Below are 12731 nucleotides of genomic sequence, written 5' to 3'. Positions count from 1 at the left end.
CAGCCGAGACCGTCACCGGAGCAGAAACACGCATACGGCCACACCCAATCCCTCGACGTCACGGGAGCGGTTGTCCGGGACATCCCCTGCCCGGGTCGCTCGGGACAACGTTGTCCAGGTTACCCATCAGTCAGGTCGTTGTCGGGTATTTCCGGTCAATCATCGCTTATCGGCGGTGAACCCGGTGCCGGAGCGGACTTTCGGCCGGAGCTTTTCTTGCGCCCCGCCTTTCCCGTTCCTTCCGCGCGAATCTCGCGTGCCACGGATTCCGCGGATTCGATCCGGTCCAGAATTCCTTTTATTTCCTCCAATTCGCGGCGCACGTAATCACGGGTGACCACCTCGCCGACGGCGAGGCGCAACGCCGCGAGTTCCCGGGCCAGAAACTCGGTGTCCGCCTTGGTCTGAGCGGCCCGCATCCGGTCCTCCTCCAAGGCGACCCGGTCCCGGTTGTCCTGCCGGTTCTGCGCGAGCAGGATCAGCGGCGCGGCGTACGCGGCCTGGGTAGAGAAGGCCAGATTCAGCAAAATAAACGGATAGGGGTCCCACCGCAGCCTAACCGCGAAGATGTTCAACAGGATCCAGACCACCACCAGGATCGTCTGAACCGCCAGATACCGTCCCGTCCCGAGGAACCGCGCCACCCGCTCGCTGCTGCGGGCCATCGCCTCGGCGTCCCACTCCAGCCGGAACCGGCTTTCCAGCGGCGTTTCCAAGCGTTGACGTGCCCTGCTGTGGACGATCCGCACGCCGGTGTCGCTCTCGGTCATGCCGCCACCTCGCTACCGCTCATGCTCCGCCTCTTTCGTCGTTCGTCTCCTGATCGCGCCAGTCCTCGGGCAGGAGGTGGTCGAGCACGTCATCGACGCTGACCGCGCCGAGCAGGTGATTCTCCTCGTCCACCACCGGCCCGCATACCAGGTTGTAGGTCGCGAAGTAGCGGGTCACCGCGGCCAGCGGGAGTTCGGGGCGCAGCGGCGAGAGGTCGGTGTCGAGAATGCCGCCGACCAGATGGGCGGGCGGCTCGCGCAGCAGTTGCTGGATGTGCACCGAACCGAGGTAGCGGCCGGTCGGCGTCGCGGTGGGCGGGCGGACCACGAAGACCATGGAGGCCAGTGCCGGAGTCAGGTCGGGATTACGCACCCGCGCCAGCGCCTCGGCCACTGTCGTGGACGGCGTCAGGATGACCGGCTTCGGCGTCATCAAACCGCCCGCGCTGTAGGGGGAGTGCTCGAGCAGCCTGCGGACCGGCTCGGACTCCTGTGGATCCATCAGGGCCAGCAGCGATTCGGCCTCCCCCTCGGGCAGTTCGCCGAGCAGGTCGGCGGCGTCGTCGGGGTCCATCGCCTCGAGCAGGTCGGCGGCCCTGCGCGTCTCCAGGTGGCTGAGCAGCTCGACCTGCTCGTCGTCGGGCAGTTCCTGCACCACGTCGGCGAGGCGTTCGTCATCCAGCGCGACGGCCACTTCGACGCGCCGCTTCTCCGGCAGCTCGCGCAGCAGATGCGCGACGTCGGCCGCGCGCATCCCCTCGAACTGTTCCAGCAGCTGCGTGACGTCCTGTCCGCGCCTGTCGATCTCGTAGGGCGTCAGGCCGGACACCCTGGTCCAGTCGACCACGTGCACGGCGCGCCTGCGTCCCAGCCTGCGGTGCCCGCGCACGGCCACCCGGCTGACCAGCCAGTCCCTGCTGCGGGCCTGTTCGATGCCGAGATCCACCACGTGCACGTCCACGCCGGTCAGATCCGGCAGGTCCGGGTCCTCCACCCGGACCACCGAATCAACGATCTGTGCCAAGGCGAGCATTTCGCCGGGTCGCTGGGTGAAGCGCCGCAGGCTGACCGTCCCGGTGTTCAGCGTGACCATACCGGGCTCGATCGCGGTGACCCGCAGGATAGGCACGAATATGCGCCGCCGGGTGGGCAGTTCGACGACGAGTCCGTGCACGCGTGGTTGCTGGCGGTCGTAGCGGATGGCCACGACCACGTCACGGATCCGGCCGATAGACTCGCCGTCCGGTCCCAGCACCACCAGGCCGGCCAGCCTGGCGACGTACACCCTGGTTGCTGCCATGCTGCCAGGCTAGAGGTTCGCGAGCGGGTGTCCGCCCCCGCGCCACGATCGACGGGAGTGATCATGAAACCGCGCCGTTCGGTGCTCGCCTGCCCGGGGAGCAACGCGAAGATGATCGAGAAAGCCAAGACACTGCCCGTCGACGAGGTCTTCCTAGATCTGGAGGACGCGGTCGCGCCGGTGGCAAAGGCCGAGGCGCGGGCGAATATCGTGGCGGCGCTGAACGACTCCGGCTGGGGATCGCAGTTGCGCGTGGTGCGGGTGAACGACTGGACCACCGAATGGACGTACACCGACGTCATCTCCGTGGTCGAGGGCGCAGGCGCGGCGCTGGACGCGATTCTGCTGCCCAAGGTGACCGACGCCGGTCAGGTGCGCGCGCTGGACCTGCTGCTGACCCAGCTGGAGAAGACCTGCGGCCTGGACGTCGGCCGGATCGGCATCGAGCCGCAGATCGAGAACGCGCTGGGACTGCGCGCTATCGATGCGATCGCCACCGCGAGTCCCCGGGTGCAGACCCTGGTGTTCGGTCCGGCCGATTTCATGGCCAGTATCAACATGCGCACGCTGGTGGTCGGCGAACAACCGGAGGGCTACGACACCGGCGACGCCTACCATCACATCCTGATGACCATCCTGCTCGCCGCCCGCGCGCACGGACTCCAGGCGATCGACGGCCCGTACCTGCAGATCCGGGATGTCGAAGGCTTCCGGCGGGCGGCCGCGCGCACCGCGGCGCTCGGGTTCGACGGCAAATGGGTGCTGCACCCCGGCCAGATCGAGGCGGCGAACGAGATCTTCAGCCCGCGCCAGGCCGACTACGACCGTGCCGAAGAGATCCTGGACGCCTACGCCTTCCACACTTCTGCCGCCGGTGGCGCCCGCGGCGCGGTCATGCTCGGCGACGAGATGATCGACGAGGCGAGCGCCAAGATGGCGCAGGTGATCGCGGAGAAGGGCCGGGCCGCCGGAATGACGCGCACCACGCGTTTCACCCCGACGCACGATCAGTAGCGATAGCAGAATAGAGGCATGACGAATCCCTTGGGGAACTCGAACCGCGCGCGGCAGGGCCTTCCGACGCCCCCGTCGGGCTGGCCGGTCGGCTCCTACCCGACCTACGCCGAGGCGCAGAAGGCGGTCGACCATCTGGCCGACAACCAGTTCCCGGTGCAGGACGTGACCATCGTCGGCGTCGACCTGATGCAGGTCGAGCGGGTCCTCTATCGGCTGACCTGGGGCAAGGTGATCGGCGGCGGCGTGGTGTCGGGCGCCTGGCTCGGCCTGTTCCTCGGTCTGCTGCTGAGCCTGTTCACCACCAGCGGCGCACTGGGGCCACTGGCCGTCGGCCTGGTCGGCGGCATCATCTTCGGTGTCATCTCGACCACGATCCCGTACGCGGCGACCAGGGGCCAGCGCGATTTCGCGTCCACCATGCAGTTGGTGGCGGGCCGCTACGATGTGCTGTGCGACCCGAAGTCGGCGGAGCAGGCGCGTGACATGCTCGCACGGCTGGCCATCTGACGCATGGAGGTACTGGAGACGGTCCGCACCGCGGTGCTGGGCCATTTCGGCGTGGATGCCGCCGCCGTCGACGCGGCGTCGGTGACTTTTCTCGGTGTGGAGCCGATCGAGATCCTGCGCATCGTCGACGGCGATGTGGTGCACTACGCGACGCTGGGCGGGTCCAGGCACCCGATGGGCGATCCCACCGCGCTGCACGCGGATCCGGTGCGCGGGCCGCGCGCGGAGCTGGTGCTGACGCTGCGGTCCGGCGTCGGCGCGAGTTCGGGGCTGGCCAAGGCGCTCGGCGTGCTTGCCGCCGCGCCCGCCGTGGAAGGCATTGTGCTGCAAGCGGATGCGCTGATGGACCTGGGTGAGCCGATGTGGCGGGAAGCGCCGTTCACCGCGGTTCTGCTCGGCGACAGCGAGATTCCCGACATCGTGCTGCCCGAGCCGGCCGAACCGGTGCGGTACTTCGCGGTGACGCCGGTCACGGCCACCGAGGCGGCGTGGGTGCGGGTGCGCGGCGCCCAGGCGTTGCGGGATGCCTGGCAGGAAGCGGGGATCGACGTGCGCGATCCGGGACGCGGCGCGGCACAGCTGTGAGCCGCGGCTACAACCACTTGTTGCGGCGGAAGGTGATCAGCAAACCCGTGCAGATGACAAGGATGACCAGCCACACCGCCGGATAACCCCAGACCTGCTTCAACTCCGGCATGTGCTCGAAGTTCATGCCGTAGATACCGGCGATCATCGTCGGCACGGCCGCGATCGCGACCCACGCCGAGATCTTGCGCATGTCGGTGTTCTGCTGCACGGTGACCTTGGCCAGCGCGGCGCCGATCAGCGCGCTGAGCGCCTCGTCGAAGTCGTTGATGCGCTCCGCGACACCGGTGTGGCGCTCGCTGACATCGCGCAGATAGCGCCGAACCTCCTTGGGCACCGGCAGGTCCGGATTGTGGCTGAGCAGCTGCAGCGGCGCGGCCAGCGGATTCACCGCGCGCCGCAGCTCCACCACCTCGCGCTTGAGCTGGTAGATGGATTCGGCGGTGACCAAGCTGTGCGGGGTGAAGGTCTGTTCTTCCATCTCGTCGATGTCGTTCTCGACCGATTGGGCCACGTCGATGTAGGAGTCGACGATCCGGTCGGTGATCGCGTGCAGTACGGCACCCGGCCCGAGCGACAGCTGCGCGGGGTCTTCCTCCAAGGCCCTGCGGACCTCGGCGAGCCCGGAATGCTCGCCATGTCGCACCGCGACCACGAAGTCGCGGCCGGTGAACACGACGATCTCACCGGTCTCCACGATCTCGCTGACGGTGTGCATCTCGTGCTCGACGTAACTGACCGTACGCAGCACCAGCAGCAGCAGGTCGTCGTAGCGCTCCAGCTTGGGCCGCTGATGCTTGTTCAGCGCGTTGTCCACGGCCAATTGGTGCAGCCCGAATGTGTCCGCGATATCGGCCATCTGCGTCGGGTCCGGATCGTGCAGGCCTACCCAGACGAATCCGGTTGCCTCGTCGCGCACTCGCGCGAGCGCCTGCTTGTGGGTGAACCGGCCGGGTAGGCGCTTGCCCTCCACGTAGACCGCGCAGTCGACGATCGCCCGTTCGGTCGGCACCGGGATGAACCGCGGTTGCGGTGTCCGGCCGGAGCCGCGAAACGAGGAGAGCGGGGAAAACGACGGCACCTTGACGATGCTACGTCGCGCACGGTGTCCTCGGTTCGCTCGCTGACGCTCGCTCGCGACGGCGCGCTGTGTCTTCGGTTCGCTCGCTGACGCTCACTCACGAGTGCGCCGAAGGCCGCCTGCGCGTGCGGGACGATGTGCACGCACGGTAAGACTGAGAGCGTGCGTATCGACTTGCATACCCATTCGACCGCGTCCGACGGTACCGACACTCCGGCCGAACTGGTGCGCAACGCCGCCGCGGCGGGCCTGGACATCGTCGCGATCACCGATCACGACACCACGGCGGGCTGGGCGGAGGCCGTCGACGCGCTACCGAAGGGGCTCACACTGGTCCGCGGCATGGAGATGTCCTGCGTGGGTTTGGGCGCGGACGGCTGGCCGGTTCCGGTGCATTTGCTGGCGTATCTGTTCGACCCGTCCGATCGCGGCTTCGCCGACGAGCGCGAGCGGCTGCGCGCCGAGCGGGTGGAGCGGCTGCGCGCCATGGCCGAGCGGATGGCCTCCGACGGACTGCCCATCGATCCGGATGCCGTGCTCGCCTCGGCCGGGCCGTCCGCGGGCCGTCCGCATCTGGCGCGAGCGCTGGTGGAAGCGGGTGTGGTGCCGAGCGTGGACGCGGCGTTCACCGAGCTGCTCGCCCCGCACGGCCGCTACTACGCGGAGAAGGCCGACACCCCGCTGCGTCGCGCGGTCGAGATGATTGCTTCCGCGGGCGGGGTCAGTGTCCTCGCGCACACCAGGGCGCGCAAACGGGGCAGGCTGCTGGCGCTCGATGACATCCGCGAGCTGGCCGGACTCGGACTCGGCGGCCTGGAGATCGCGCATCCCGACCACTCCGCGGCCGACCGCGCCCTGCTGACCGACCTGGCCGGCGAACTCGGTCTGCTCACGACCGGTTCGTCCGATTACCACGGCGCGAACAAATCCATCGGGCTCGGCGAATTCACCACCGACCCAGTGCAATTCGAGAAGCTGGCGAGCAAGGCCACCGGAGTGCCGGTGATCGTCTCGTGAGACTGGTGCGTGGGCTCAGCGGGCTTGTCGCCGCGGGCACCTTCGCGGGAATGCTCGTCGTGGTCGGCACCGCCGTGATCGCGGATCGGCGCGGGTTTCCCGGGCCCGGCGGCGAGTCGGTCGCCTGGCATGTGGCGGCGGCCGCTGTGGTCCTCGCGGCGCAGGTCTACGCGGACCGGCATCGGGGAGTGGCCGCGTTGACCGGATCGGCGGTGGTCTTCCTCGCTGCTGGATTATTGCTGTGGACGCAGTGGTGGAGCTGAGCCACCTGTTTTGGTTGCGGGCCGGTGAATTGTGCCCGAACATTTCTTTTTGTGAGTGAACTCGAGACGGACGTACTGGTTCTCGGCGGTGGCCCCGCCGGAACCTGGGCGGCCGTCTCGGCGGCCGCGGCGGGCGCGACCGTCGTGCTCGTCGACAAGGCGAGATGCGGATCGAGCGGGCCGACCGCCTACGGCGCGATCTCGGTCTGGCACGTTCCGCCCGGCCCTGCCCGCGACGAGGCGGTACGGCTCGGGCACACGCACGGCGGCGGGCTCGCCGATCCGGACTGGATGTACCGCGTGCTCGAAGAGACCCATCAGCGGGTCGAGCATGTGGCACGGTGGGGCCACCGGATCTACGCCGAAACGACGGCCACGCCGACCCGGCGGGTATACCTCGACGGCGCCGGTTATCTGCGCCGCATGCGTCGCCTCGCGCGTGAAGCGGGGGTGCGCGTTCTCGATCACCATCCGGTGCTGCAGCTGCTGGTCGACCGCGATGGGGTAGTGGCGGGTGCCACCGGGCTCCAGCACCACAACGGGTTCCGGCGCTGGACCGTGCGCGCGGGTGCCGTCGTGGTCGCCACCGGCGGCTGTGCATTCCTGTCCGGCGGCGCGGGCACCGACGTGGACACCGGCGACGGACTGCTGTTGGCCGCGGAGGCGGGCGCCGAGCTGTCCGGGATGGAGTTCTCGAGCGCCTATGGGCTGACACCGGTAGGGCGCACCGAACCGGCCGCGCAGCCGAATCTCGCACTGCACTTCGCCACCCTCTACGACGAGTCCGGCAATGAGCTGACCGGGCACGGTTCGGCTGCGCTCGCGGTCATCGCCGATGGTCGCCGGGTATTCGCCGCGCTCGACGACGTGCCGGTCGCCGTGCGCGCTCGGCCGGCGCACGCGGGTCTGCCCGACCGGGCGCGGCAGGTGCCGCTGCGTGCGGTCCTGGAGGGCACGGTGCGCGGCACCGGGGGTCTGCGCGTCACCGGAGCGGACTGCGCTACGACCGTCGCGGGCCTGTTCGCCGCGGGTGACGTCGCGAGCCGCGAGTCGATCACCGGCGCGGTGAGCGGGTTCAGCGGGCTGAGCGGCGCGTGGGCGATCGCCTCCGGCGTCTGGGCGGGCACGGGCGCGGCGAAGTTCGCCCGTGCCGCCGACCGGCGCATCCCGGCGCAGGAGGTGCCGGGAGCCGGGCTGGGCGCCGTGGCGCGGATCGATCCGAGGGCGGTGGTGGGGCTGGTGCAGGAGCACACCCTGCCGCTGCGGCGCAGCTACTGGCGCAGCGCGGGCAGCCTGCGCGACAGCATCCGCGAACTGGACGCGATGTGGCCCGGCGCGGAGTTCGGTCTCGGCGGAACCGGTGTGGATCGCCTGCGTGCCCGGCAGGCCACCGCGCTGCTCGCGGTGGCCCGGTGGACGAAATACAGCGCGCTGATGCGCACCGAGAGCCGGGGCATGCACCGGCGCACCGATCATCCTGACGCCACCGATCATTGGCGGGTGCGGCTGATGTCGGGCGGGATGCGCAGCGTGTGGGTGCGTCCGGATGCGCCGAGGACGACGGCGGAGGAGGCACGCGACATCGTCGCCTAGCGGCGGCTGAGGCAGTCGCATAACGGCGAAGGCCGCGCGGAGTTCGTGCGCGGGGCCGGGCCGAGGGGAGGCCGGGGCAGCGCAGGCGTCTCACGCACACAGCGTGTCGCTTCGTGCGACAACTCACCGCGTCATGGCCCTGAAATGCGAGTCTCCGCTTACCTCACGGTAATTCCCGCACCCTACCGTGTACTGATGAGGCGCGACACAGCCGAAAGCGAACCGGTTTGGCAAGTCGCCTGCCGGACTGGCAGAATGTGTCGGATTCCTTACCTATGCCACCGCCGGGTAGGGGAGTCACGGCGATCTCCGCCTCGCGACGTACCGTCGCGGCCCGAGGGATCACACCGCATGTTCTGTCCGGACCCACCCGTCCGGTTCTTGCTCCGCGGATCAGTGCCGCGCCGCCGCAGGAGAGGATGCAGCCGGACGAAGTCCGTCTACAGCCCGCGCCGGGCCGAGCGAAGGCGAGGCAGCCGCATATCGGCAAGCCGTGTTCGCTCGCTCGCAGCCGCCTCGAAACATCCCGGTCAGCGCACCCGATGAGCGTAGTGAAACGTCTTATACCCATTACCCGGTGGTAACCGTCCCCCGGTTTAGCCCGACCCACGCAGGAGTGAAATCGTGTCACCTGTGACTGACGCACCGAATGCCACCGCAAGCCTCTCCGAAATCACCAACGACGAAATTTTCGCGGGACATCTCGGCGGCAAGCTCTCGGTCGAACTCAGCGCGCCGTTGGATACCCAGCGTGACCTCTCCATCGCCTACACGCCGGGCGTCGCCCAGGTCAGCCGGGCGATCGCGGAGGACGTGACGCTGGCCAAGCGCTACACCTGGACCGATCGGCTCGTGGTCGTGGTGAGCGACGGCACCGCCGTGCTCGGCCTCGGTGACATCGGCCCGCGCGCCTCGCTGCCGGTGATGGAGGGCAAGGCCGCACTGTTCAAGAAGTTCGCCGGGCTGGACTCGATCCCGATCGTGCTGGACACCAAGGACGTCGACGCGATCGTCGAGACGCTGATCCGCCTGCGCCCGAGCTTCGGCGCGGTGAACCTGGAGGACATCTCCGCGCCGCGCTGCTTCGAGATCGAGAAGCGGGTCATCGAGGCGCTGGACTGCCCGGTCATGCACGACGACCAGCACGGCACCGCGATCGTGGTGCTCGCCGCCCTCAACGGCGCGGCCAAGGTGCAGGGCCGCGGCCTCGAGAACCTGAAGGTCGTGGTGTCCGGCGCGGGCGCCGCCGGTGTCGCGTGCACGAACATCCTGCTCGCTGCGGGTGTCCGGGACGTGACCGTGCTCGACTCCAGGGGCATCGTGAGCCGCGACCGCGGCGACCTCAACGAGGTGAAGGCCGAGCTGGCCACCCGCACCAACCCGCGCGGCATTACCGGCGGCGCGGCCGAGGCGCTGGCGGGCGCGGACGTGTTCCTCGGCCTGTCCGCGGGTTTGATCGCCGAGGAGCTCATCGCGTCGATGGCGCCGGAGTCGATCGTGTTCGCCATGTCCAACCCGGACCCGGAGATCCACCCCGACGTGGCGCGCAAGTACGCCTCGATCGTGGCCACCGGCCGCAGCGACTTCCCGAACCAGATCAACAACGTGCTGGCCTTCCCCGGCGTGTTCAAGGGCGCGCTGGACGCGGGCGCGCGCCGGATCACCGAAGGCATGAAGATCGCCGCGGCCGACGCCATCCTCAGCGTCGTCCTCGACGAACTGGGCCCGGAGAAGATCGTCCCCAGCCCGCTGGACCCGCGGGTCGCCCCGGCCGTCGCCGAGGCGGTCGCCGCCGCGGCTCGCGCCGAGGGTGTCGCCTAGCGGTACCGCGCCCTGATCGGCTGAAGGGCGCCCCGTTCGACGTCGAACGGGGCGCCCTTTTCGCGCCGCAAATCCGAGCCGCCGCAGCCCGGCCTCACCGCGACACAGGCGTTCGATCTGTTGGATGAACTCGCGGCTGCCGACATGACGGTGCCGGATCTTATGGCGGCACTTCGTGTCGTCGACTACTGAACCACCATTGCTCGAAATCGGCCCGGGGGTAACCACTTGACGGCGGATCAGCCCTGGAGCCGCGCTGGTGCCGCCGCTGACAGCGAGACTGGTTTCGCGCGGCGCAGACGCCCGGTTCCCGGCGCGCTGGCCCACACCGTGAACGCGAGCAGGCCGTCCAGCACCATCGCGAGGACGGCGACCAGCAGCGCACCGACCAATACTCGGTCGTATCGGTAGAGGCTGATGCCGTCGAAGATGTAGCGGCCCAGTCCGCCGAGGTTGACGTAGGCGGCGATGGTCGCGGTGGCCACCACCTGGAGCGTGGCGCCGCGCAGCCCGGTGAGCAGGATGGGCAGCGCGTTGGGCACTTCCACCCGGAACAGGATCTGCCGCTCGGTCATGCCCATGGCGCGCGAGGCGTCCACGACATCGGCCGGGACGTTGGCGATTCCGGCGTACGCGCCCGCCAGCAGGGGCGGGATGCCGACCGTGACCAGCGCCAGCAGCGGCGGGATCAGCCCGAGTCCGAGCAGCAGTACCACGAACGTCAGGAGGCCCAGTGTCGGTAGCGCCCGCATCGCGTTGGCGAAGCCGACCAGCACCGCCTCCCCGCGCCGGGTGTGGCCGATGACCAGGCCGAGCGGCACCGCGATCGCCGCCGAGACGGCGACGGTCAGGATGCTGTACCACAGGTGCTGGACGATGCGGGTTTCGATGCCCGATGGTCCGCCCCAGTTGGCGCTGTTGCTGAAGTAGTGCCAGGCGTCGATGAACAGGTTCATGCGGCACCGCCTTTCGCTGTGCCGTCCGCGCGCACCCACGGTGTCGACCATCGGCCGAGGGCGTACACCACGCGGTCGGCGACCAGCGCGAGAGCCAGTGTCACGATGATGCCCGCGACGATCTCGTCCGGATAGTCACGCTGATAACCCTGGGTGAACAGCTTGCCGAGCCCGCCGACGCCGATCAGCGCGCCGACCGACACCATCGCGATGTTGGTCACCACCACCACGCGCAGGCTGGACACGAAGACCGGGACGGCCAGCGGCATATCCACGGTGAGCGTGCGGCGCAGCGGGCTGTAACCGACCGCGTCGGCCGCGTCGAGCACGGTGGCAGGTACCGAATCCAGGGCCGCGGGAACCGCGATCACCAGCAGCGCCGTGGAATACACGGTGAGCGCGATGATCACGTTCAGCGGATCGATGGCCGAAATCCCCACCAGCGGAGGAATGATCACGAACAACGCCAGCGACGGAATGGTGTAGGCCAGGCTCGCGGCGGTCACCGTGACCCGGCGCAGCCACGACACCCGCCGCACCAGCGCGCCGACCGGGACCGCGATCACCAGCGCCAGCAGCAGCGGCACCAGCGCGAGGTAGAGATGGGTCGCGGTGAATCCCATGATCTCCGCGAAGTTCTGCACGAGATATTTCATGTCGCTCGCGCTCCCTACGGCACCTGCTGTTCGAAGAAGTGCCGGTTGCGTTCGGCGTCCTCCTGCGCACGCTGACCCGCCAACTGCCCGAGCACCTCGGTGGCCAGCACGCCGCCGCGCACGGCACCGGAATCGTCCACGGCGACACCGACTCCGGACGGCGAGGAGATCGCTGCGTCCAGTGCCTGGCGCAGATCGCCGGTCGGGGTGAACAGCGAACCGCCCGCCGACATACTGTCGATCAGCGCGCGTCCGGCCCGCACTCCCTCGACGCCGGTCACGTCCATCCAGCCGAGCGGTTTACCCGCCGCGTCGACCACCAGCACCCACTCGCCCGCGTCCAGCCGCAGCGCGGTCACCTCATCCGCCACGGCGGTCCGGATCTCGTGCAGCGGTACGTCGTTCGCGGTGCGGAAGGACAGACCGCGGTAGCCGCGGTCGCGGCCGACGAAATCGGCGACGAAATCGGTGGCGGGCTGGGCGAGCAGATGCCGCGGCGGGTCGTATTGCTGCAGCACGCCGCCGCGGCCGAACACCGCCACCTTGTCGCCGAGCGTGATCGCTTCGTCGATGTCGTGCGTGACGAACACGATGGTCTTGTGCAATTCGGCCTGTAGCCGTTGCATTTCGACCTGCAATTCGGCGCGCACCACCGGGTCGACAGCGCTGAACGGCTCGTCCATCAGCAGAATCGGCGGGTCCGCGGCCAGCGCGCGGGCCACGCCGACGCGCTGCTGCTGCCCACCGGACAGCTGCGCCGGGTAGCGACCGGCCAGCGACCGGTCCAGGCCGACCCGGTCCAGCACTTCGAGCGCAGCGCTGCGGGCGGCCCGGCGCGAGTCGCCGCGCAGTACCGGGACCGTCGCCACGTTGTCGATGACCGTCCGGTGCGGCAGCAGGCCACCGCTCTGGATGACGTACCCGATGCCGAGGCGAAGATGCACCGGGTCGACCGCCGAAATATCCTGCCCGGCAATGCTGATCGTGCCGGAACTGGGCACGATCATGCGATTGATCATCCGCATCGAAGTGGTCTTGCCGCAGCCGGAAGGACCGACGAACACGGTGAACGAACCGGATTCGATGCGCAGGTCGAGGTCGGCGACCGCGTGTGTGCCGTCCGGATAGGTCTTGCTGACACCGGAGAACTCGATATCGGACAACA

General features: G+C 69.1%; 13 protein-coding genes. 7 read left to right on the top strand and 6 right to left on the bottom strand.

The window, feature by feature from the left end:
• Positions 1–155: 155 nt before the first annotated feature.
• Both NA4_RS04195 and NA4_RS04190 read right to left on the bottom strand, forming a co-directional pair.
• Positions 156–770, bottom strand: coding sequence for a DUF1003 domain-containing protein (locus NA4_RS04195; protein WP_067464098.1), 615 nt, complete (start codon positions 768–770; stop codon positions 156–158).
• 19 nt (positions 771–789) lie between these two features.
• The gene (locus NA4_RS04190; protein WP_067464095.1) at positions 790–2070 is read right to left on the bottom strand and encodes a magnesium transporter MgtE N-terminal domain-containing protein; all 1281 of its coding nucleotides are present in this window, start codon (positions 2068–2070) and stop codon (positions 790–792) included.
• A gap of 63 nt (positions 2071–2133) precedes the next feature.
• On the opposite strand from NA4_RS04190, the gene NA4_RS04185 reads away from it, so the two are divergent.
• Genes NA4_RS04185 through NA4_RS04175 form a run of 3 tightly spaced genes read left to right on the top strand, consistent with a single transcriptional unit; the run spans position 2134 to position 4179 of the window.
• Positions 2134–3084 carry an HpcH/HpaI aldolase/citrate lyase family protein gene (locus tag NA4_RS04185; RefSeq protein ID WP_067464117.1) on the top strand — a complete coding sequence of 317 codons (951 nt, stop codon included), beginning with the start codon at positions 2134–2136 and terminating at the stop codon, positions 3082–3084.
• 18 nt (positions 3085–3102) lie between these two features.
• A complete protein-coding gene (locus tag NA4_RS04180) occupies positions 3103–3594 on the top strand; it encodes a YflT domain-containing protein (protein ID WP_067464090.1) in 492 nt (163 codons plus the stop codon).
• Positions 3595–3597: 3 nt separating this feature from the next.
• Positions 3598–4179, top strand: a complete 582-nt coding sequence (locus tag NA4_RS04175) for a suppressor of fused domain protein (protein ID WP_084496792.1) — start codon at positions 3598–3600, stop codon at positions 4177–4179.
• Positions 4180–4186: 7 nt separating this feature from the next.
• Here the strand turns inward: NA4_RS04175 and NA4_RS04170 are convergent, their stop codons facing one another.
• Complete coding sequence (locus NA4_RS04170; RefSeq protein WP_067464087.1) at positions 4187–5260, bottom strand: magnesium and cobalt transport protein CorA; 1074 nt, start codon at positions 5258–5260, stop codon at positions 4187–4189.
• A 162-nt stretch (positions 5261–5422) separates the two neighbouring features.
• Here NA4_RS04170 and NA4_RS04165 point away from each other — a divergent pair, with 162 nt between their 5' ends.
• From NA4_RS04165 to NA4_RS04150, 4 genes are all read left to right on the top strand, one after another.
• Entirely contained in the window at positions 5423–6277 is an 855-nt protein-coding gene (locus NA4_RS04165) for a PHP domain-containing protein (protein ID WP_067464111.1), read from the top strand.
• Entirely contained in the window at positions 6274–6540 is a 267-nt protein-coding gene (locus NA4_RS04160; RefSeq protein ID WP_067464083.1) for a hypothetical protein, read from the top strand. Before NA4_RS04165 ends, NA4_RS04160 begins: the two co-directional genes overlap by 4 nt.
• 51 nt (positions 6541–6591) lie before the next feature.
• Entirely contained in the window at positions 6592–8133 is a 1542-nt protein-coding gene (locus NA4_RS04155) for an FAD-dependent oxidoreductase (protein ID WP_067464080.1), read from the top strand.
• A 624-nt stretch (positions 8134–8757) separates the two neighbouring features.
• Positions 8758–9954 (top strand): NAD(P)-dependent malic enzyme, encoded by a 1197-nt coding sequence (locus NA4_RS04150; protein ID WP_067464077.1) that lies wholly within the window; start codon positions 8758–8760, stop codon positions 9952–9954.
• Positions 9955–10193: 239 nt separating this feature from the next.
• On the opposite strand, the gene NA4_RS04145 is transcribed toward NA4_RS04150, so the two are convergent.
• The 3 genes from NA4_RS04145 to NA4_RS04135 are packed head-to-tail and all read right to left on the bottom strand — an operon-like array spanning position 10194 to position 12729.
• Positions 10194–10910, bottom strand: coding sequence for an ABC transporter permease (locus tag NA4_RS04145; RefSeq protein ID WP_067464074.1), 717 nt, complete (start codon positions 10908–10910; stop codon positions 10194–10196).
• A complete protein-coding gene (locus NA4_RS04140) occupies positions 10907–11566 on the bottom strand; it encodes an ABC transporter permease (RefSeq protein ID WP_067464071.1) in 660 nt (219 codons plus the stop codon). Before NA4_RS04140 ends, NA4_RS04145 begins: the two co-directional genes overlap by 4 nt.
• A gap of 14 nt (positions 11567–11580) precedes the next feature.
• Positions 11581–12729, bottom strand: coding sequence for an ABC transporter ATP-binding protein (locus NA4_RS04135; protein ID WP_067464068.1), 1149 nt, complete (start codon positions 12727–12729; stop codon positions 11581–11583).
• Between the last annotated feature and the right edge of the window lie 2 nt (positions 12730–12731).

This window comes from Nocardia amamiensis NBRC 102102 (assembly GCF_001612745.1).
Classification (GTDB): domain Bacteria; phylum Actinomycetota; class Actinomycetes; order Mycobacteriales; family Mycobacteriaceae; genus Nocardia; species Nocardia amamiensis.
This window is presented reverse-complemented; position numbering and strand designations above follow the sequence as displayed.